Annotated in this window: 18 protein-coding genes; 5 read left to right on the top strand and 13 right to left on the bottom strand. The window is 53.0% G+C overall.

All coding sequences use genetic code 11. The features are described from left to right. Positions 1-23: 23 nt before the first annotated feature. Positions 24-1,382 carry an esterase-like activity of phytase family protein gene (locus tag IAI47_RS20880; protein WP_008924775.1) on the bottom strand — a complete coding sequence of 453 codons (1,359 nt, stop codon included), beginning with the start codon at positions 1,380-1,382 and terminating at the stop codon, positions 24-26. Between the two features lie 399 nt (positions 1,383-1,781). Continuing rightward, positions 1,782-3,029 carry a sensor domain-containing diguanylate cyclase gene (locus IAI47_RS20885; protein WP_008924776.1) on the bottom strand — a complete coding sequence of 416 codons (1,248 nt, stop codon included), beginning with the start codon at positions 3,027-3,029 and terminating at the stop codon, positions 1,782-1,784. Between the two features lie 766 nt (positions 3,030-3,795). Here IAI47_RS20885 and IAI47_RS20890 point away from each other — a divergent pair. Then, positions 3,796-4,569 carry a membrane protein gene (locus IAI47_RS20890; RefSeq protein WP_003851656.1) on the top strand — a complete coding sequence of 258 codons (774 nt, stop codon included), beginning with the start codon at positions 3,796-3,798 and terminating at the stop codon, positions 4,567-4,569. Between the two features lie 108 nt (positions 4,570-4,677). On the opposite strand, the gene IAI47_RS22120 is transcribed toward IAI47_RS20890, so the two are convergent. Then, positions 4,678-5,004, bottom strand: coding sequence for a hypothetical protein (locus IAI47_RS22120; RefSeq protein ID WP_003851658.1), 327 nt, complete (start codon positions 5,002-5,004; stop codon positions 4,678-4,680). Positions 5,005-5,188: 184 nt separating this feature from the next. Continuing rightward, a complete protein-coding gene (locus tag IAI47_RS20895; RefSeq protein ID WP_003851659.1) occupies positions 5,189-6,259 on the bottom strand; it encodes a LacI family DNA-binding transcriptional regulator in 1,071 nt (356 codons plus the stop codon). Between the two features lie 266 nt (positions 6,260-6,525). Here IAI47_RS20895 and IAI47_RS20900 point away from each other — a divergent pair, with 266 nt between their 5' ends. Continuing rightward, positions 6,526-7,788, top strand: coding sequence for a maltoporin (locus tag IAI47_RS20900; RefSeq protein WP_008924777.1), 1,263 nt, complete (start codon positions 6,526-6,528; stop codon positions 7,786-7,788). 105 nt (positions 7,789-7,893) lie between these two features. Here the strand turns inward: IAI47_RS20900 and IAI47_RS20905 are convergent, their stop codons facing one another. The 6 genes from IAI47_RS20905 to IAI47_RS20930 all read right to left on the bottom strand — a co-directional run bounded on the left by IAI47_RS20905 (position 7,894) and on the right by IAI47_RS20930 (position 15,403). Next, positions 7,894-8,211 (bottom strand): glucose PTS transporter subunit EIIB, encoded by a 318-nt coding sequence (locus tag IAI47_RS20905; RefSeq protein WP_003851663.1) that lies wholly within the window; start codon positions 8,209-8,211, stop codon positions 7,894-7,896. A gap of 449 nt (positions 8,212-8,660) precedes the next feature. Beyond that, entirely contained in the window at positions 8,661-10,733 is a 2,073-nt protein-coding gene (locus tag IAI47_RS20910; RefSeq protein ID WP_008924778.1) for a beta-galactosidase, read from the bottom strand. Positions 10,734-10,774: 41 nt separating this feature from the next. Then, entirely contained in the window at positions 10,775-11,968 is a 1,194-nt protein-coding gene (locus IAI47_RS20915; RefSeq protein ID WP_187513033.1) for a glycosyl hydrolase 53 family protein, read from the bottom strand. Between the two features lie 3 nt (positions 11,969-11,971). Next, entirely contained in the window at positions 11,972-12,823 is an 852-nt protein-coding gene (locus IAI47_RS20920; protein WP_003851665.1) for a sugar ABC transporter permease, read from the bottom strand. A 10-nt stretch (positions 12,824-12,833) separates the two neighbouring features. After that, on the bottom strand, positions 12,834-14,183 hold the full coding sequence (locus IAI47_RS20925; RefSeq protein WP_370581748.1) for a carbohydrate ABC transporter permease: 1,350 nt from the start codon (positions 14,181-14,183) through the stop codon (positions 12,834-12,836). Next, a complete protein-coding gene (locus IAI47_RS20930; RefSeq protein ID WP_008924781.1) occupies positions 14,183-15,403 on the bottom strand; it encodes an extracellular solute-binding protein in 1,221 nt (406 codons plus the stop codon). The genes IAI47_RS20925 and IAI47_RS20930 overlap by 1 nt, the downstream gene beginning before the upstream one ends. 325 nt (positions 15,404-15,728) lie before the next feature. Between IAI47_RS20930 and IAI47_RS20935 the strand changes: the two genes are divergently transcribed. After that, entirely contained in the window at positions 15,729-16,847 is a 1,119-nt protein-coding gene (locus tag IAI47_RS20935; RefSeq protein ID WP_003851670.1) for an ABC transporter ATP-binding protein, read from the top strand. Positions 16,848-16,996: 149 nt separating this feature from the next. Here the strand turns inward: IAI47_RS20935 and IAI47_RS20940 are convergent, their stop codons facing one another. Then, on the bottom strand, positions 16,997-17,554 hold the full coding sequence (locus IAI47_RS20940; RefSeq protein WP_008924782.1) for a hypothetical protein: 558 nt from the start codon (positions 17,552-17,554) through the stop codon (positions 16,997-16,999). A gap of 71 nt (positions 17,555-17,625) precedes the next feature. Beyond that, entirely contained in the window at positions 17,626-17,967 is a 342-nt protein-coding gene (locus IAI47_RS20945) for a hypothetical protein (RefSeq protein WP_187961289.1), read from the bottom strand. Positions 17,968-18,361: 394 nt separating this feature from the next. On the opposite strand from IAI47_RS20945, the gene IAI47_RS20950 reads away from it, so the two are divergent. After that, positions 18,362-18,799 (top strand): DUF2628 domain-containing protein, encoded by a 438-nt coding sequence (locus IAI47_RS20950; RefSeq protein ID WP_008924783.1) that lies wholly within the window; start codon positions 18,362-18,364, stop codon positions 18,797-18,799. Positions 18,800-19,163: 364 nt separating this feature from the next. Next, complete coding sequence (locus IAI47_RS20955) at positions 19,164-21,023, top strand: M48 family metallopeptidase (protein ID WP_008924784.1); 1,860 nt, start codon at positions 19,164-19,166, stop codon at positions 21,021-21,023. A gap of 335 nt (positions 21,024-21,358) precedes the next feature. On the opposite strand, the gene IAI47_RS20960 is transcribed toward IAI47_RS20955, so the two are convergent. Then, complete coding sequence (locus IAI47_RS20960) at positions 21,359-22,243, bottom strand: LysR family transcriptional regulator (RefSeq protein WP_181405308.1); 885 nt, start codon at positions 22,241-22,243, stop codon at positions 21,359-21,361. Between the last annotated feature and the right edge of the window lie 111 nt (positions 22,244-22,354).

A 22,354-nucleotide genomic window follows, 5' to 3' on the forward strand; every position in this document is an offset into this window, starting at 1 on the left:
GCAGCCCTGAGTGAGCAAAGCGTTTATTGCAGCGGCTCTGCCAGCGTAATAATCCACAACTCGCTGTCCGATTCAGGTTTCTCTAAGGGTTTCAGGCCAATGGTCGTTGCCACGGGCTTATCATCAATCGTGAGCGTCCCCTGCCCGGTCACCTGATAATCTTTACGCTTCTTACCTTTAACCGGATTTTGCATGACCGCTTTCACGCCGAAGTCATTGTCATTGGCGATCGCGAGCGTTTTCCTGTCGATAAGCGCCAGTCCTTCAGCCTTCTCCTGCTGCCAGCCGAGTTGACGTAAATCGGCCACCAGGGTTTTATCGGCCAGCTTAATACCGCGCTGCGCCAGCGCTTTCTCGTCATTAAATTCCGGATAGTCGCCCGGCTTATCAAAGGCTGTAAGATCGGTAGCCGGGCTGAGATCGACCTTGTAGATAAGGTTGCGCATTGTGTCGTTTTTGTCGCTGCCTTGCTCAATCAACAGGATATGCTGATTGTCTATCGCCACAATATCGCCAATTTTTGCGTCACTGTTTTTACTGTAAACCCCACTGTCGATGGGGTAGCCATACATCGCGGTTTTCCCGGTCGCCGGATCAAAGCTCACCAGACGCGTAAATCGCGCCTGCTTTTTACTTTTACCGTCAATATCCAGCGTGCTTTGTACTGCGGCGATGATGCGCCCATCCGGCATGCGGGTGATCCCTTCAAAGCCGCGATTTGGCTGACGCCATTTGAGAATATTCGGCAGACCACCCGCCAGAGCTTTCTCTCCCTCTGCGGCCTGCGGTCCGTGAATGGCCAGAATAGTGCCACGCTCATCAACGTTAATCAGGAACGGGCCATATTCATCACAGAGCCAATACCCGCCCTTTCCATCGGGCGTAATGCTTTCTGTATCCAGACCGCGATTATCGCCATGCAGCACTTTCAACGTATCGCTTAGCGCGATTTCATTAGTTGACCCGATGACGTCATTCTGTAACGGCAATCCATTAATACTGCCTTTATTGTCATGCAACGGTCGGGCATCCGTGGCCTGAGCTTTGCCGTTCTGAACCCGAATTCTCATCAGCAGTGGCGCGAAGTCTGGCGTGACAAAGATTTTTGACTCTTTCTTACCCACATCAGGCGAATCAGCATTCGGTCCGCGATCGGTGACCGTTTCAAATGTCAGCGCATCCCCTTCCTTGCCTGTAAATAACAAACCGGAGCCAATGCCCACTGGCAACCCCTGAGGAAATGCACTGGCGAACGCGCCGTTGTAACTGACACGCGTTCCTTCCGGAAAACTGACGATGTAGCGTTCCACCTGCGGCTGCGCCGCGAATGTGGATAAAGAGAGCACACAACTGGTAACCAGAGATATCGCTTTTATTTTCATATTTCTAAAATCCATGAAGGAAAACGCACAGCGTGAAGAATGAAAATGACAGGAAAATGAAATAACCTGGAAACATTCACGGCTAAAAGCTTGATTATTACACCATTGAGAAGAGTGGCTGGAAAAGGAGGAGTGTATAGCTTCAATGAAAGCCGTTCACGGCAGCATACCCGTGAGGCGAATCCGGCAGGCAGATTCGATGGCACACGACGGGCATGATATCGATCTGGCCTTCTCCCGGATAACAGGAGAGAACGGGCATAGTGTCTGACAGGAATGAGGTTAATCAGCCAGGCTTGACGCCGTTATGACCGCTGTGATGACACTGTAAGATGATTGTTCGCCGGAGCAGGAGAAATAGAGTATTCAGAGAGCGTTCCCCGCCAGCTTGCTGATTGGCTAAGGCGCTGCTGACTCAAAAAACTGGTAAGAACCATCACGCCGTGCTTTGGCCTGATACATCGCCTTATCCGCATTTTCGAATAACATTTTGGCCGATACCGTGCCGAAGCGGGCAAGACTGATACCGATCGCTGCGCCGATGCGCACATCCATATTATTAATAGCAAATGGCGCCTGCAGACTGTCAATAATACGCTGAGCAATAGCAGATGCGGTTTCGCGATTATGACACTTTGCTGCCACGACAAACTCATCGCCGCCCAGTCGCGCTACGGAATCTCCGGGACGCATGCAGCGTTGCAGCCGTTGACTCACCTGTTGCAATAGCGCATCGCCCGTCGCGTGCCCCATCAGATCATTTACCGCCTTAAAGCCGTTAAGATCAATAAACATCACTGTGGTGTAGGCCTGATCCTCCACCTGAGACAGCATGCCGCCCACTTTCTCAATGATCCAGGCGCGGTTATGCAGGCCGGTCAGCGTGTCCAGGGTCGCCAGCTTCTCAAGATCACGCATCCGCTCTTTGTCTCGCGTGATGTCGCGCGACACCAGTACGGCACCAATGTTTTTTCCCGTATTAGGATTAGTGACGCCACAGGCTTTGGTGCCCAGATTGATGTAGTGACCGTCACGATGCAGTTTGCGCACTTCCACCACATCCGGCCATACTCCCCCGCTAAAGATGCATGAGAGTGTTTCAGTGGCAGCGTCATGATCGTCGGGATGCAGGAAATCCAGCACTAACTTGCCCACCACCTCTTCGGCGGTCCAGCCAATCATTTCGCTATAAGAAGGTGAGATCGACACGTAGCGGCCTTCCGCATCGCAATGGGCAATAAGATCGGTGCTGTTTTCAATTAACAGACGATATTCTGCCGCCGTGCGCAGCGCATCCTCCAGCGCTTTACGCTGTCCGGTGACATCAAGAATGAAGCCGTTATATTGCAGATGAGATCGCCCAGGGAGGGAATCCGGCAGGCCAGACAAAAGGACACGGCGCGTCTTACCGTCCAGACAATGAATAGGCACTTCGATATGAAAAGGCGTGAGTTCTTCCAGCGCTGCAGTCAGTTTCTGCGCAACTTTCGCATCATCGTCAGCCTGCGCCAGCCTCAGCCATGAACTCAGCGTCACGCCTTTCAGTTCAGGCATCATACCCGCCGGGCTTGCCTGACTGGTGATGCAGATACCCTGGGCGTCAGTAGACCAAACAGCGGTAAAAGAGGGTTTGATCATTATGTTCATGGTGGCCGACTCCGATGTTGCTGACGATATTAACTGTGCGCAATACTCGTCGCTACACACCTGATTATAACCGTAAGTCCCCGCCTGCATCTAAAACAGGCCTGTGAACAGGTTTATCATTGCAAAAATACCCGCCATAAACACTGGCTTAAACCGGCGCCACTGCGGCTACCGTTTTTGAGTCACCCTTTCCCTATGAGTCTGCGAAAACGTCCATGACAGTATGCAGTGTCAGAAGTATCAGCCTGAGTATATCGGCGCATCGGGACAGAATCTTTAGTCACATCCCTGATATATCAGGGACTGAAACGCTGGAGGTCAGCTTATCTGAAAACCTTTACGCCGCCAGCACCGTTCCTTTCCTCCTGTAACAGGGATTAGTCACTCTGGCTGGCCCTTACGGCATTCACAACAGGAGATTGACGGTAATCTGAGACACTGTGCTGGCGCGCTGTGATTCTTTAATTTTATTGCTTATAGATGGATGTTTGTCAGAGATTTTTATTTGCGCCTGTCTGACTACCCGCATCCAGTCACGAAAACCAGCTTTCCGTCCGGATAAAAAATAACATGTGATTACATTGTGATGTGGGCACTTCATCTGAAATTCAGGTCTCATTTCAAAACGCCCTTCCCGATTCACGCCACGTTAAAAATCCTGTTAGGGAAATCTTTTTCATTCCTTCAGCTTAACATTTTCTTAAGATTAATCTCATAGAATCGCTGCGATATTAGCCCATGTTGGGCTTTTCCGGAGCACGACCTCATGCAAAATAACAACACAGCCTCTCACTCCCTAAGCAAAGTTCCGGCCGTCACCGCGGCTTTCTGGTTAATCAAAATTGCAGCGACAACCCTGGGTGAAACCGGTGGTGATGCAGTGACCATGTCGATGAATCTGGGTTATCTGACCGGGACACTGATATTTGCCATCATCTTCCTGGTCGCGGTGGTGGTGCAGATTAACCGTCACAACTTCAATAAATGGATTTACTGGTTCACCGTGGTCGCCACAACCACAGTTGGCACGACGATGGCAGACTTTGCCGATCGCTCGCTTAACATTGGCTATCCAGGGGGCACGCTGCTACTGAGCACACTACTGGTTCTCTCTCTGTTCCTGTGGAAAATCACCTGCGGCACAGTCGCAGTAAGCTCAGTCAACAATGGGGTCACGGAGTGTTTTTACTGGGTCACCATTATGTTCTCACAAACACTGGGCACAGCATTGGGTGACTGGACGGCAGACACCGAAGGGTTGGGTTACGATGGCGGGATCCTGCTGTTTGTTGGGGCACTTGCTATTATCTGGGCTGCCAGTCGCTTTACGTCACTTTCCCGCACAGCGCTTTTCTGGGCAGCCTTTATTCTGACCCGACCTTTAGGTGCCGTTGTCGGCGACTTTCTGGATAAACCCCTTGCCGCAGGTGGACTGGCGCTGAGTCGATACGGTGCCTCGCTGACGCTGGCACTGATCATTATCACCTGTATGGTCGTACTGCCACAGCGACCGGCGATAAAGACGGCAACCGAAAATTAAAAAGCGCGACCCTTAGACTTACAGGTCACGCTTTTACAGATGTCATCAGGGCCGCCAGCAATGGCGGCTTTTATATTTCTGGTGCGTCATGGTTCGCAGACAGCGAAATCAGACTGAGCGCTCAAAAGAGATATTATGACCCTCGGGCGCGGCGGAGGGCACCGGCAGACTCTCTGCTGGCTCCTGCATCTTTACCCGAAATGCGGTGTTACTGGCATCAAGAAAAACGGTTCTCAGATGACGATTACAGATAAACCATATTTCATCGCGGTCATTTGAAAGAATGTAGTAAGCATCTGAAGTTTCGGAGGGGTTAAAACAGCCCAGCGCCCGATAAGCCGTCTGGGGCGTAAAACCACTCGAAAGCGGCAGCGGCCTGGGGCCATGCGCTAACTCCTCAATCCGAAGGTAAAGTCCCTGTTCGAGCCACAGCATAATGTCACTCCCTGAAGCCAATGAAATCGGGCTGAATGTATCGGAGTGCCTTAGCGCGAATCAGAATGCACGTCACGACAGCATCAGATAATCGGGCAATCTGTCCGACATTCAGAATAATTATCCTGATCTGAGCATAGCAGCGGTGCGTTCTTGTGCTTTTTTATCTTCAGGAATTGTCGGGTTACTCAAGCCGGCTGGCGATCAGCCGCAACTGTTCGGCAATCTGCTTTAAATCCCGCTGCTGCTGCCCGGCGCTACCGGTTGAACTGCGCACCACCAGTTTTGCTGGCAGAATGGAAGAGGAACGCTGATCATCCTCTTCACTGGCTAACAACAGACGCGACACCGCTTCTTTACCCTGTAAATCCAGATCCAGCGATACCGTGGTTAACGCCGGATGGAAGAAGGCGCTTTCATAGGTGTCGTCGTAGCCAATCACCGAAATTTGCCCCGGCACCGCCACGCCGCGCTGATGCAGTGCGCTCAGCACACCCAGCGCCATCTGGTCATTGCCCACGAGCAGCGCGCTGAATTCCGGCGCTTCCCGCAACAGTTGCAATACACCGTTATAACCACTCTGCGCATCCCAATTGCCGTGGCTGACACTGACCGGCTTCAGACGATAACTTTCCAGCGTATCCAGCCAGCTCTTCAACCGCAGATTGGCAGAGACCGACTGCTCAGGCCCGGCCAGCAGCGCGAATTCGCGATGCCCCTGCTCATACAAATATTTGACGCTGGCGCGAGTGCCGTCAGCCGGGTTAAACGAAACGTTAAACACCGAACTGTAGGGATCAACATCCAGGAACAGACAGAGTATGTCCTGATTCTCCTCCACGACCTGTTCTGCGTCAGCACTCTCCAGCGGGACGTTGATAATGACTTTATCCACCCGCTGAGACTTCAGTTCATTGATACAGTCCTGCAGGCTTTGGTTGACGTTCTCATCAATCATCGCAATCAGTACCTGATAGTCCGCAGCATTTGCATAACGTTTAACGGCGGCGGCCACCTGAGAAGGCGCATGCAGGGCGAGCGATGTTGTCACCAGACCAAGCGTGGTGCTCTGCTTACCCACCAGCTGCTGCGCCAGTCTGTTAGGCACGTAACGCAGGGTCTCAATGGAGTGCTCCACCTTGCGCCGCGTTGATTCCGAGACATTTGCCGACTTATTCAAAACCCGTGAAACCGTCTGATACGACACGCCAGCATGACGGGCGACATCCTCTAAGGTGGCATTTTTTGATTTCATAATTCGCATCCCTGATGACCGAAGTCGGCATGGTATCACAGCCGCAGTGACAGCCAGGCTGCCGCAGTCACATTGCGGGAATAAAAAGTAAAAGTAATACCTTCACATAGTAAAATTTGGTGATCCAATTCACTAATCGTTACAAATAGCGCCGCTTTATTTGCAGTACATCACACATTATCGCGATTTTATTTGTCACTCATCTGACAAAAGACGTTTACTGCCACTGTCATGTGAACGTATTACAAATAATAATTGAGGATAACATGGAAACAAGGTTACGTACTGCTGCTGTGGCGCTTGCTGCGGCCCTGACCTCCCCGACACTCTATGCCGCTATCGACAACATTGATTTCCATGGCTATCTGCGTGGTGGCGTGGGCGTATCGCAGGATGGCGGTATTGAAGAGTATCAAAAAAACAAGGTTGGCCGTCTTGGCAACGAAGCCGACACCTATGGCGAGGTTGAGCTGGGCAGCGAGGTCTACAAAAAGGACGACGTGAGTTTCTATGTCGACACCATGGTCAGCATGTTCTCCGACGGCTCAAACGATAACGAAACCACCTTCGGCGATGATGCGCAGTTTGGTTTGCGTCAGCTGAACCTGCAGATAAAAGGACTGGTGCCGGGAGACAAAGATGCCGTGATCTGGGGCGGCAAACGCTACTACCAGCGTCACGATCTGCACATCATTGATACCAAATACTGGAATATTTCTGGTTCAGGTGCCGGTATCGAAAACTACACCCTGGGTCCGGGCGCTATCTCGTTTGCGTGGATTCGTGGCGACGCCAATGATGTGGATTACCGCGTGGATGGCGATAACGACGTCAACATTAACTACCTCGACCTTCGCTATGCCGGCTGGAAACCCTGGAGCGGTGCCTGGACCGAGTTTGGTGTTGACTACGCCATGCCGAACACCACGAACAAACAGAAAGAATATGGTGGCCTGTATGACGCGGATAACGGCGTTATGCTCACCAGTGAGATCAGTCAGGATATGTGGGGTGGCTATCAGAAACTGGTGTTCCAGTATGCCAACAAAGGCCTGGCACAAAACATGATCTCGCAGGGTGGCGGCTGGTATGACATGTGGAACGATACCAGCAATGCCACCGGCTATCGCGTGATCAATACCGGCCTGCTGCCGATAACCGATAAATTCTCCCTGAATCAGGTCTTCACCTGGGGCTCAGCCGATGATATCACCGCGCAGACCAGCAAAAGTACGCTGCTGTCGCTGGTGGGGCGTGGACAGTATCAGTTCACACAGTATGTCCGTGGTATCGGCGAAGTCGGCAGTTTCTGGCAGAAAGATGAGAATAAAGTGGGCAGCGGCTATAAAGCGGCGGGACAGAAATATACGCTGGCGCTGGGTCTGGCAGCCGGTCCCGAATTTATGTCTCGTCCGGAGCTACGTCTGTTTGCTTCTTACCTGAATGATTCAGAAGACGGACACAGCTTCAAAGACAACACCAGTAACAACACCTGGAACTTCGGCGTACAGGTCGAAGCCTGGTGGTAACAGAGCAGTCTCCTCATTGTGATCATTGTTAAGCTCTTATGCAGGGGCTTATTTGGATAACCGGCGACGGTTATCCATTTTTTTGCATCATATTTTTACAGCGGTTTATTGCTCTGGCTTAAAGAAACGTTCTTCCAGCAACTGACGCAACTGGTCAGACTGCTTACCAAAGATTGCATGTACCTCATGCCCCAGGATCACCACGCCAATCGCCCCCGCTTTCTGTAATCCCGCCGTATCAACTGCCTTCAGCGACGTTACTTTTACCCGTAGCCGGGTTAAACAGGCGTCAACCTGCTGAATATTCTCACGCCCGCCAAAACAGTTCACCAGACGCTCCAGTAGTGCGCTGTCTACCTCAAGCTCTTCCACCGTCAGCGGCTGCCGACTGAAATATTGCTTAAACGATTTCAGACTCAACATGTTGTTCTCCTTCAGATAATAAAAAAGGCGGGCAATGGCCCGCCACTCACGACTGATTAATGAAAACGCGGGGGACATGCCTGGGAACGCTCACTGAATATACACGCTTCCTGCATCTATCCTGTTAGCAGCCTCTAAAAAACCGGCTCCCTATTAACAGTTAAATTCAGACCTTAGTACAGGCAAGGCCAAAACCATAAGCGATGGGAGCCAGTGCCTGTAGCAAAGCATCACGGGCCATGGAGAATAACGCCGGGAGCGTTTCTGAACAACGCAACGCGTTGGAGCGGTAACGGACGCACCTCAGGGATGAGGTGCGTAATAGCCTGTGTTGAGCGGACAGGGGCGGCATCTTTTGTGTCTTTGCCCAGGGCGCTGGTCCTCTGCGCCTGTGCTCAAACGGCCTGCCACCGCCACTAAATTTGCCCCTGACCGCTTACTGCCTCCGGTTATACCGCTCCCTGCGCCATAGGTCCGCTCAACACTCTGCACCCCCACGGCCCCAGCGTCAGCGATCCCCCAACACTCATGCCATCCACCAAATCACTCAGCCCGGCGGGCAACGACAGCTGCTGCGTCTGAGCGGTAAAGTTCTGCACAAACAGAAACGCCTGCTCACCGTCAGTTCGCCGCTGAACCACCACGCCCGGCGGCAACTCGCCCGCCAGTGCACGCGGTAAACCCAGTTGCTTAATCAATGCGCCATAAAAATCCCGATGGAATGACAGATCGTTACGCGATGCAATATACCAGGCTTTACCCTGACCGACCCTATTCATCGTCACCGCCGGGGTGCCGGCATAAAAATCACTCTCGTAACTGGCCAGCGCAGTCGCACCCTCCAGATGAATATGTTCACAAAGCTCTCTGGCCTGATAAGGGCCGCTCAACCCCAGTTCATTGCCGCGCACACCGCGCACGCCGTTAAACTCCTCGTCGGTCAGGCTGTCGATCTCTTCTGACCAGATACCGAGCAGCGGCCGCAATGGACCCGGGAAACCGCCGGGATAACAAAGGTCACTCTCATTGACGATGCCACTCCAGTAACTGGCCACGAAATGCCCGCCCCGTTCAACATGCTGCTCTGCACGCGCCGCGAAACCGTCGCGCACCATATAGAGCATTGGTGCAATCACCAGATCGTAACCACTGAAATCGCTGTCGCCATTAATCACATCTACCGCAACACCCTGCTCCCAGAACGCCCGATAATGCTCGTTTACCGTGCGCTCGTAATGCAGACCCAGATTGCGCGGCCCCTGAGCGTTGTCCATCGCCCAGCGACTTTCCCAGTCGAAAATAATGGCAACACGCGCCTCGACCCGGCTGCCCATTACGGGCGTCATAGCGGCCAGCATCCGGCCCAGTTCACTCACTTCACGACCGGTGCGCGTATCCAGATGACCGACATGATCGATGACTGCGCCATGAAACTTCTCGACCGAACCCCGGCTCTTGCGCCACTGGAAATATTGCACCGCGTCCGCACCGTGGGCGACCGCCTGCAGTGAAGAGAGAATATGCATACCCGGCTTCTTTAACTTGCTGGTCGGCTGCCAGTTGGTCGCACCCGGCGTCGACTCCATCAGCACAAACGGCTTGCCCTGCTTGAGGGTGCGCATCAAATCGTGATACATCGCGGTATAACAGGCGAGCGTGGTCTCATCCTTCTCGTTGTGCCACATCGGGTAGCTATCCCACGAGATAAAATCGAGCGCCGGTGCCAGCTTCCAGTAATCGTAGTCGTAGAAATATTCCATAAAATTGGTGGTAGCAGGCAGATCGGGATTGGCCTGCTTCAGCGGTTTAATCTCCTCACGACAGAAGTCAGTCACCTGATCGGTCATAAACCGCCGCCAGTCCAGATTCAGGCCATGAATCGACATCTCACCCTGTGGCGCAGGCGACACAATCTGTGACCAGTCGCTGTACGTGTGACTCCAGAAGTCGCTCCACCAGGCAAGATTCAGCGCCTCCAGCGTCCCATAACGGCGCTGCAGCCAGCCACGAAAGGCCTCCTGACAACGATCGCAGTGACATTCACCACCATATTCATTGGAAATGTGCCAGCCGATCACCGCCGGATGGTGCGCATAACGCGCCGCCAGCCTGCTGTTCATCGCCTGCACTTTCTGACGATAAACCGGCGAGGTCATGCAATGGTTATGGCGGCCGCCATGCAACGCCGGAACGCGATCGCGCCCTGTGCGCAGCACCTCAGGATAGGCCTGCGACATCCAGGCCGGACGTGCCCCGCTGGGTGTTGCAAGAAATACCGAAATGCCTTGCAGCCACAGCGTGTCGATGACCTCATCCAGCCAGCCAAATTCATAGCGGCCTTCTTCCGGCTCCAGCTTCGCCCAACTGAAAATACCCACCGACATGACGTTACAGTTCGCCTGCTTCATCATTTCAACGTCGTCATTAATGATACCCGGCTGATGCGCCCACTGTTCCGGATTGTAGTCAGCACCATGCAGCAGCCGGTTAACCCGGGCGCTGAGCGGGGGAAATTTATTCATACCTGTTCCTCAGAGGAAGACATTAGCGTTAGCGCTAAGCGTTAATGAAAAACCTGCAGCGAAGGCAGTGCCTTGCCGTGACAGTCAAACAGCGCCTGGTTTTCGCGGGCGTTTCCCTGTTTCCATTCGTCGTGGATATATTTCATGCCAGCAGGTGTCGCCCAGGTATTGCCTGGTGCGGGGATCCACGCGGGCTCCCAATAGACCACGCCCTTGCCGCGATGGTCCGGCACCGCCAGCACCGCCTTAATCAGGTCATGCAGGTATGCCGCCTGACCCGCGACGCTGCCGGGGTAGCCACCTGCTTTCTCCTCTTTGGCCTGGAAGCTGTTTTCAGCATTGTCACAGTTTTCCAGCGTGTAGCCGTAGGCGGCCTCCACCACCATGACATCCTTGTTGTAGCGCCGGGAGATATCATCCATGTTGGCTTTCAGAGCGCTGACAGGACCGTTCCAGTAGGTGTACATCGACAGACCAATCACATCGAACGGGACATCACGCTTAACGATTTCATCGAACCACCAGCGGAAAGTGTCATTTTTCGTGCCCTCGGCCAGATGCAGCATGATCTTCACCTGATGCGGATCGCTGAGGTTCTCGCGCAAACCGCTGATACCGGCCTTCAGCAGACCCGCCAGCCGATCAAACTCGCCGCCGTTCTGGCCCCAGCTCTTACCTTCTGGCCAGAGCATGCCGCCGTTAAGTTCGTTACCAATCTGCACGATATCCGGCATTACACCTTCCGCTTTAAAGCGGGCGATGGTGTCGCGTGTGTAGTCATGCACCTGGGCTTCCAGCTGCGGAAAGGTCAGCGACTGCCAGGCTTTGGGCTTGAACTGCTTGCCGGGATCGGTCCAGAAATCACTGTAGTGAATATCGAGCAGCAGCTTCAGTCCCGCCGCTTTGACCCGCTTCGCCAGCGCCAGCGTGGTCGCCAGATCGTTGCCGCCACCGCCGTAGGTGTGACCGCTGCCGTCGGTGGGATCGACCCACAGCCGTAGCCGGATGGTGTTGATACCACTGGCTTTCAGAATGGCGATAGCGTCCTGTTGCTGGTTGTTCGCGTTGTAAAATTTCGCGCCCTGCTTCTCCAGCTCAGCCAGCGATGAGATATCTGCTCCCTTGATAAAATCGGCTGGCCACGGCCCGGCAGAGGCGATGACCGGCTGATCGGCGGCGAGCAGCGGTGTCGCCCAGGCCAGTGCCAGGGCGAGAATCAATGTTTTTGGCGTCATGATTTATCCTTTAGTACTGCCTGAGGCGAGGCCGGAAACGAAGTATTTCTGCAGGGCCAGATAGAACACCGCGACCGGCACGGCGATCAGCACCGCGCCCGCTGCATAAGTGGTGTAACTGGCACCCATTTTTTGTGACACCAGGTTATAGAGGCCAATGGGCAGCGTGAACTGCTCCGGCGTTCGCAGAATGGTGCTGGAGAGAATAAAATCACCCAGCGGCCCGGTGAAAGAGAACAGCGCCACCACCGCCAGAATCGGCTTCGACAGTGGCATGATGATCTCCACGAAGATGCGGAAATTACCTGCCCCGTCCATGCGCGCCGACTCATCCAGATCTTTGGGAATCGAGTCGAGATAGCCCTTCATCAGATAGGTGTTCATCGGGATCATCCCGCCCACATAGATCAACACCAGCGCCAGATGGCTGTTGATTAATCCCAGCAGCTGCGACAAGACGAAAATGGCGATGAGCGCCGAAAACTGCGGGATCATCTGCAGCAGCAGAAACAGCATCAGGCCGTTCTGCCGCCCCTTAAACCGAAAACGGGAAAAGGCGTAGGCGGTACAGCTGACGCTGATCAACGTCAGCACCATGGTCAGAAAACTGATTTTCATCGAGTTCCAGTACCACGTCATATACGGCACCGTGCCATTGAACAGGTCGCGGTAGTGCTGCAGCGACGCATTCTCCGGAATGATTGAACTGCTGAGCAGGCTGTTACCTGCATTCAGTGATGCGCCTACCGTCCAGACCAGCGGATAAATAATGATGGTCGAGACGGCCAGCACCACCAGCCAGGTCAGCGACAGGCGTATCCACCTTTCGCGTTTAATACTGCCGGACTTCGCCATACTTGCTTCCTTACGCCATCTCATCTTGTTTGAATGACCGGGTCGCGCGGAACTGCCACAGCGCCAGACCTACCACGAAAATCGACAGCAAAATGGTGATAGTGGCGGCAATCGCATATTGCGACGACGACATGGTGAGCTTGTAAATCCATGACACCAGGATATCGGTTCCGCCGGCATTCGACCCCGCCACGGCCGGACCGCCGTTGTTAAACAGATAGATGATGTTGAAATTATTAAAGTTGAAGGTGTATTGCGTGATGATGATCGGCGCAATGGCGTAGAGCACCAGCGGCAGCGTGATAGTTTTCAGCCGCGTCCAGGCACTGGCGCCGTCCATGATGGCGGCCTCATAAAGGTCATCCGGGATCGCCTGCAGGACGCCGGTTGTCATCGCAAACACAAACGGGAAGCCCAGCCAGGTTTGCATCATGATCAGCGCCGTTTTGGTCCAGAACGGATCGGTCATCCAGGCTTTAGGCGCGATACCAAAGAAGTCGAGAATCGCGTTGTTGATCACCCCAAAGCTGTCGTTGAACATCCCGGCAAACACCAGAATGGTGACAAAGCCCGGCACCGCCCACGGCAGGATAAAGATGGTGCGGATCAGCGGTTTAAAGCGCAGGTCTTTCTGATTGACCAGAATCGCCAGCATCACGCCCACGGTGCACTGCAGCGTCGTCGCCAGCAATGTCCAGACCACCGTCCATTGCAGCACGTCAAAGAACGTGGAGCGCCAGATCGACAGCGTAATAATGTTGATGAAGTTTTTGAACCCCACCCAGTCCACCAGCTTCGCCGGGGGCGTGTGATAGAGGTTGTAGTTAGTGAAGGCGATGGCAAAACCAAACAGAATCGGAAACACCACCACGAACACCAGCAGAATAAAGCCCGGCGAAATCATCAGGTAGGGGAAGCCGTCGCGCAGCAGTAACTGATACTGCTGACGCACGCTGTTAAGCTGCTGGCCCTTGTCGCGCTTAGTGCCATTGACCCACGCATCGCGCACCGACACACCCCAGACCGCGACGCCGAAGGCGGCAATCAGCACGCTGATAATCCCCTCCGCCAGCAGGAAAATGGAGTTATCGCGCGGCACCGATTCCCCCAGCGTATACAGCCCCCAGAATCCTTCACGCAGAAAATCGTGGAAGACGCCGGTAAAGCTGCTGAGCAGAATCAGAAAGCACAACCCTTTCGCCCACTGGCGGTGGTAAAACTGGCCAAAGCCAGGCAGCAGTGCCAGCAGCGCACCGGTGGTCGCATGACGACGCGGCGGCTTAGCCGTCACCAGATGTTCATCGGAAGATATAGCCACACTCTGATCCTTATCCTGTACGGTTATCCCGCGAACCCGCATTACTGGTTGCTGGCCTGCATCGCTTCAATCTGCATGGTGATCTGCTTCACCGCGTTATCCAGCGCCGCTTTTGGCTCCTGCTTGCCTGAAACGCTCAGCTCCAGCGCCGCATTGGCCGGCCCCCACACTTCCTGCATCTCTGGTACGCCTGGCAAGGCTGACGCACGTGCCGCCTGCACTGCGACCGCATTGGCCTTCTCATCATTTTTAATAATCGGATCGTTCATCAATGCTGTAACGGGCGGGATCTCCTGCGTTTTCTGATAGCGCTCTTTCACATACTGCGGCTGGTTAATAAAGGTGAGGAATTTCTGCGCCAGCGCCTGATCTTTACTCCAGGTGGACACCACATAGCCTTTTACACCCAGGAAGGAGCTCATTGGCTTGCCGTTGGGCAGTAGTGGCAGCGGTGCCACGCCATAGTTGATACCGGCAGCCTGATAGGGCTGGAACGCCCATGGCCCGTTAATCACCGCCGCCGCTTTCTTCTCGGTAAACAGGGAGTCGATAGCGTTCAGGCCGTTGTCGCCCATGATGCCGCCTGGCAGCAATCCTTCGCTGAAGAAGCGCTTGAGGTAAGTCACCGCCTCCACGCTGCCTGGCGTGTTCAGCCCGATATCTTTGGTGTTAACCGCGCCTTTAGCGTCTTTGCCAAAGATGTAAGACCCCATTGGCGCCATCACGCCCCAGCTGTAGTAAATCTGGTCAAACTTCGCGAGCAAGCCATACTGTTTTGCCTCGCGCTGCTTCTGCGAGAACACGCGATACTCATCCAGGGTTTTCAGCGGCGCAGGCAAAAGATCTTTGTTGTAGATCAGCACCAGCGTTTCAACCGCCTTGGGGACACCATAGACCACGTTGTTCTGAGTAAAAGCCGCCATCGCTGACGGGGTGTAGGCGCTCTGTTCTGCCGTGTCGATTTTCAGTGGTGCCAGCAGGCCCTGCACGACTGCGCTGCCAAGCTGGTCGTTGGGGATCACCAGCACATCGGGTCCGATGCCTGCCGGACCATCCAGGCGCAGCTTTTCGATCTGCTGTGCAAACGGCATCTCCTGTACTTTCACTTCAACGCCAAACTGTTTCTGAAAATCGGCGATCGCCGTTTTAATGCCGTCTGACTTTTTAATGTCTTCCCAGACGGTAAGTTGCTGAGCGGCCCAGACGGATTGATTAAGCATCAATGCTGACAGGAGTAGCGTAACGTTGATTTTAATTTTCATTGCTGGCCTCGTGTGAAGGTATGACATTTTTAGCTGTCATTTGCTGTTGTTCTTTTTTCAGACACACGCTGAATAAGGATTTATCAGGCATGTGAAGAGTGAATAACGTATCGCATTTGAGCCATAAACTACGCGGAACAGGTGCTGCGCTCCAGCCCGTTTGCACCAATGTGTGATCGGTATTACAGAAATCAAAAACAGCGATAGGGTGCACTCTGGCTGAACGTTATAGTCAACACAGGCACCATCAGGGCTGACGTGAAAAATGTTCAACTGTTATACGTCATACATTTTAGCCGCCAGACATCTTGTTGTGAGGATTAGCATGTCCAGTATCAGATTGAGAAACGTCACCAAACGCTTTGGTAAAACAGAAACGCTGAAAAATATTGCGCTCGATATTGAGGCCGGTGAATTTGCCGTCTTTGTCGGTCCATCAGGCTGCGGTAAATCCACGCTGCTGAGGCTGATTGCCGGTCTGGAAGAGATCAGTGAAGGCGAGATTTTGATTGGGGATGAGGTGATGAATGATGTCGCACCCTCGCACCGCGGCGTGGCGATGGTGTTTCAGAGTTACGCGCTCTATCCCCATATGACGGTGGCGGAGAATATCGGCTACGGTCTGAAAGTAAACGGTCTGCCAAAGGCGCAGATTCAGCATCAGGTCGAGATGGTGGCGAAGACGCTGCAGCTGGCGCATCTGCTGGATCGTAAACCTAAACAACTTTCTGGCGGGCAGCGTCAGCGTGTTGCGATTGGCCGCGCTATTGTCCGTAATCCTCGGGTGTTTATGTTTGATGAGCCCTTGTCGAACCTGGATGCGGAACTGCGTGTCGATATGCGGCTGCACATTGCTAAGCTGCATCAGGAGCTGAAAACCACCATGGTCTATGTGACACATGATCAGACGGAGGCGATGACGCTGGCCGATAAGATTGTGGTGATGAATTACGGCAAGGTGGAACAGGTCGGTTCGCCCATGGAACTCTACTACAACCCGATTAACCGCTTTGTCGCGGGCTTTATCGGATCACCTAAGATGAATTTCCTGCCCGCGCGCGTGGAGCAGTGTGGCCCCTCCGGGCTGGTCGCCCTGATAAATGACGGCGAAAACCGGCTGCAACTCCCCTCACCAATCCGTCAGCTGCAGCCCGGTGATGAGATCACGCTGGGTATCCGGCCGGAACAGTTACAGATCAACGGCGATGCGCCACTGAACATCGACTTCCACTGTGAGGTGGTTGAGCGACTCGGCAACAACACCTATCTGTTTGGTCAGAGCCACGGCCACGACGGCTTCAAAATGCTGCTGCCGGGTGATGTGCATTTCCGCCCTTACCAGACGCTGCGTCCGTCTTTCCATCCGCATCACTGCATGGTATTTGATGCCGAGGGCGCACGCATCAGTACGGATATTGAAATGCCTCAGGTGCGTGCGGCCTGAAGTGAGTATCTGGGGGAGATAACGAGAGGCCGGAAACGGCCTTTTATGTTTTAAGACCTGGAAAAAACCGGGGACAGAGAAGGCATTACCGGCTGAGTAAACGCATGACTCACCCACAATCCCTTCTCTTACTGACCCGCTGTCCCGGCTTATTTACCAAGAATGTTATTAACCGCTTTCAGGTGGCCAGCTTTATCTTTGTGATTTGAAACCACCTGAATAACGGAGAATTTCTTGTTGGCAACCGCCAGCAGCGTCGCCTGTTGAACATCATTACCCCCCATTTTGTCAGTGGCTTCAACGTGATAAACGGGCAGACCATTGTCATTCTCAGTTTTCTCACTGATCACCGTATAAGAAGGTGACGCCTGCTTCTGCTTGTCTTTGATAGACTTCCCGCCTTCAAGAAAATCAGCGTCACTGCCACCGCGCGCAATCAACGGGATCTCTTCTTCGCCAATGATCAAGACGCGTTTTTCCTGCTTGTTTACATACATTGTTCCAGGTCCACCGCCCGGAACAGGCTGCTTTTCATAACCCTGCAGGTTGAAAGTCTGTTTGCCATCCAGCAACGAGATCGTCTGATTCTGCGTGTTTGCAGCCTGTGCTGTTTTCGCTTCGGCTGCTGATGCGATCATCGGGTTGCTGCCAAGTACAGCCGTCAGGCAGAGCGCACCCATAATGTTTAATGATTGACGTAATTTCACCGTGAACTCCTTCGTGTAGTGGCTATTTCCATTTCACTGACACCGAATCGGGTGTCGGCGAGGCAGAGGCGTTATCTGGTCAGGTCGTAAATACAGATCCCTGAACCGAGCAATAACAAAATTATCGGCCAGTAAAGAACGGGGATAAAAAAGAAATTGTGGGTTTTTTCGGGGGCCATCATCGGCTCACTTTTGGTCGCCGTTGCGATGGAGTCCAGCCATTTTTCCTGCCGGAGCGCCCAGACGAAGAGCGCACAAAAGAGGGCAGCAACGATGAGCGTTGCGCCTGTCGCCCATAAATGCGCGACAAAAATACCATCATAGTAATAAAAATCCAGCACCCATTTACACAGCAGATAAGCAGCACAAATTAATAGTGCGACAAAAAACCCGACTCCGCTCCAGGCGATCATATTTATATCCTATAGATGGGTGAGGAACGAGAAATTATTTTCTGGAAATTAACATATTTTTATCATTGTAGCGATATTTTCTTTGGTGCTAATATTCTCCCTGCCCCGTTCAGGGCATATCAGCCCGATTCGTTATAAAACGCCTGATGCCACCAGGATTATTTCCTGAGGTTGTTGCTTATCCCGTATCCAGTGTGCCATTAATATTGCTCGCCGGATGCGGCACTGCTGTTTGTTGCACTGCGCTATTATTTTAGTTTGAATGAATCGCGGCTGTGATATCGCTGTTTTTAACATTTGCATCGGCTGTTTAGGTGGGAGACATTTATGCCGCTGTCATCCGGATGAAACAGTATGGTGATCGTCAGATTTCGTGTAAAGCATGGAGGTTGATATGGAGCAACTCACTGAAAATAATGGTAAAGAGAACAGATCTAAAGAATACAGTGCGAGGTGGCAGGCCCGCTTTGATTTTTTCGACCGTTATGGTGCTCCCAGTTCACCCGGCTTCAGACAGGCACTGAAGCAACTGCCTTTCAGGCAAAAATTCAGAGTGAACATGAATTTAATTGCCTTCATTTTTGGCCCGATTTATCTGTTTGTACTCGGCCTGTGGAAAAAGAACATCATGCTGATTTTAATTATGATAGCTGTTTATGTTATTTTGATCATCGCTTTAGCGATAGCGGGCATGGAGTTCCCACGGTATCTTCAGGGCGGCCTGGCCTATGGCTTTAATGCACTGTACGGCATGAGTACGAATTACAATTATTACCTGAAAGAGCGAAAAGGCGATAACGGCTGGAACCCCTTTAAAGGGATGCGCTGGTAATTTTTTTCAGCGCAACTGGCAAAATATAAAATCTGGTATAGCGTCAGCAGGAAGGCAGCTTTTTAAACTTCATGGCGGAGGCTGACCAAAATAAATAATAAACTTTAACTCAAATTATCGGTGTTATGCCTGAGCAACGTGAGCCGCCCGAAGAATAGCGAACTGGCAATGAAAAACATCCAGAAATATTTTCCGGGCTTTTCAAAATGAGTTCAGACTGGATTATAATCTCATTGCACTAATTACACTCTCTCTGAAGCGCTTACGTGCCCCGCACGGCATAGTCGCGGCCAGGATATTCTTGTTGAGAACTTCCTGATGTCAGCAGCTTCTCCCTTTCACTGACATATAGGATGTTATTATTTTGAAATCATTAACGGAATTGAAAAAGGGTTATCTGAAGGTATTTCTCTGGCTGCTGTTCACACTGTTTCTGGTACCTGTTATTACTCTGGTTTTTGCTGAATACGGCAATGCGCAACTCGATCAGCAGTACACCCAGTTCTTTATGAACGATGCGCAGGAGCAACATCAGGATACCGGCAAACTGCAGACATTTTTGCAGCAGAACCCGCCGTCCAGCGTCTGCGGCCCGGTCGATGAAAATCTGCAGGATTACAAAAACGCCGTCTGCGCACCGCAATCCGAGTTGTGGCAGTTCTACATGATGGATAAAGTGGCTTTCTGGACGCTGATCGGCAGCGGCGTTGTCCTGCTAATGGTGCTATTGTTCAGTGCGCTGGCTTTTAAAAGCCGCCAGGGACAGGTGATCAGTCTGGCGCTGGCCCGCAAATTCCTGATGCTGGCCTGTTCACTGGAAGTTATGGTTCAGGGCGGCATGCTGGTCTGGCTCTCATTCTGGGGTACCGCTTTCTTCACGCAAACCTACTATCCAAAGCTGGTGATGGCCGTAGGCCTGCTGGTGCTGGCCGGCATGTATTACATGATTAAAGGCATCTTCAAAAAACTCCCGCCGGAAGAGAGTATTGAAGGTGAAGTCGTGACACGCGAAGCCGCTCCGGCACTCTGGTCACAGATTGATATGCTGGCCGCCAGAGTCGGCACCACGCCCCCCGATCATATCGTTGCGGGCATCGATACCAACTTTTACGTGACGGAAGCCCCACTCAGCGTAAACGGACACCCGCTTACCGGTCGTAAACTCTATGTCAGCATTCCGCTGCTGCGTCAGCTCACCGTTGCGCAGGCTGATGGCGTGATGGTCCATGAGCTGACACACCTGCATGAAGGTGACACCGCTTCCGGCGCACTGCTGGGACCGAAGCTGCATCGCTTTGACCTCTACATGCAATTGATGGGTCAGAATCTGGCAACACTGATCGTGTACTATCCGCTCTACCTCTATCGCATGCTGTTTGAACTGGCATGGCAGCGCAACAGCCGTGAACGTGAGTTTGTGGCGGATCGCAATGCCTCAACGCTGGTCTCCCCCGCCGCGATTATCGAATCGCTGATCAAAGTATCCGCCTATGCCAGTTACCGCAGTGAAGTTGAGCGAAACTTCTTTAATAACCGGACGCTGCATGAAAATGAACTGGGGATCAGTAAAGCTATCGCTGCCGGTCTGCCTGAGCATGTCGCGTCTCCGGACTTTATCAGCGTTGTCCGCGAACAGAATGTGCCGCACCCCTTTGACTCACACCCGCCGCTGGCAGAAAGGATGCGCAACGTCGGATACAACATCGACGAAGCCGACTATGCAGCGGTCGCCGCCGATTTCCCGGCCGAGAGCTGGGTTGATCTGATGCCGGTTGCCAACGAGATCGAACAGCAGTTGTGGCAGAAATATGAACGCGACTTCTCTTCAGTGCATGAGGAAAGCCTGGCCTGGCGTTATCAGCCTGAGGGTGAGATGGAAACCGCGCTGGTGCTGAAGCATTTCCCCAATGTGCCTTACACGCTTAAAGATGGCTCGCAGATTGTCATCACCTGGCAGGGCATCGTGTCACCGAAAACCGCCGAACTGCTGGAGTGGGATAACGTAAAAAACATCAATGTCATTCGTAATTTCGGCCGGGATAAGCTCTACCTACAGCATGAGCAGCCGAACGCTAAAGGTAAAAAGCGCAGTGAGATCCCCTTACCCGGTCTGAAGAAAGAGATTGAAGCCTTTAAAAATACTCTCGGCCTTTACTGGCATCGCCATCAGACGGTCAGGGCATTAATGAAAGAAGAATCGGCCGAAGCGTCGCAAAGCGCATAAGCCGTTTGTCATCGGCTCCCTCATCGCAGCTGATAAGGGAGCCAATGCGAATATCCATTTCCAGTCTGTATTTCTGACCACATAAAGAAGGGAACGATCGTGTTTAAAAGCGCAAGCAGTGCCAGCATGCCCGCGATGACGGTGACTGCCCTTGTGCTGCCTGGCTATCCTGTTTACCTCACCCAATCCCGACGTGGCCGGAATGACAAAAGCGATTGATGCTTAATGAAGCAGACGCTGGGCGAGCAAGGCGCTTTACGTGTGAATCAGCCCCGGCTTTACCCGATTTTCGACCATTTACGCGAATTCTGAGTGATGTCGATTGTTCCGCCTGATCAGCATGCCGCCTGGTGTCCCTGCCCTTTTCGCACGCCTTTCAGGAGTATCTGCGTGGCATCAGAAGCTTTTCCTGCGCGTGAACAGACCAGCCCGAACTCACGGTGTACCGCAGGGATTACCGGCAGCACGGTCAGGCCGCGCAGCTCCGCTGGCAGGGCAGATTCCGGCACCAGTGCAACCCCCATCCCTTCTCGCACCAGCAGGCAGGCACTGATCCAGTCGCGGACTTTTACCCGCACGTCGGTAAGCTGATGGCCCGCCTGTTCGATCAGGCTTCTCCCATTCACCACGCAGCCGCCTGTCGCAAGCACAAAGGGCTGGTCTGCCAGTTCCTGCAGGGTGATGCCGTTCGCGCTAGCCTGCGAAGAGCTGGCAGGCATCACCGCAACCCAGGCGTCCTGTCCTAATATCACGTCAGCACGTCCGGGCGCGGGGTTCATCACCACCCCAAGCTCAACGGTGTCTGCTGCCAGCCACGCCTCCACTTCCTCATCAGTCCCTTCAAGCACCACCACATCCATGTCCGGATGCAGACGCTTAAAGCTCCGCAGCAAGCCAGGCAAAAGTGTAGAGGTGACCGAGGGGAAGCTGGCAAGCCGGATACGTTCCCCTTTTAAACCCCTGTGCGCATCAGCCAGTTCGCGAATAGCATTGAGCTGCGCCACCATCGTTCGGGCATGTTCAATCACCTGCTCACCCAGGGCGGTTATACCGATCTGACGACGCTCCCGCACGAACAACGGGAACCCCAGCGAGGACTCTAACTGGGCAATCGCCTGACTGGCAGCAGATTGGGTCATGCCCGTCACTTCAGCGCCGCGCGAGATGTTACTGGCATCAGCCACCGCCACCAGCAGGCGCCAGTGTTGAAGATTCATCATAGTCATCAGTAGCCAGGCTTATAGTTAATTTATTAAACATTAATTTTACAGCAACAGTGAGACTGAGCACAGTGTATTCAGGCACAACACACGCTACCCGCTTTTAATGTT

The sequence above is a fragment of the Pantoea sp. MT58 genome, assembly GCF_014495885.1.
GTDB lineage: Bacteria > Pseudomonadota > Gammaproteobacteria > Enterobacterales > Enterobacteriaceae > Pantoea > Pantoea eucalypti.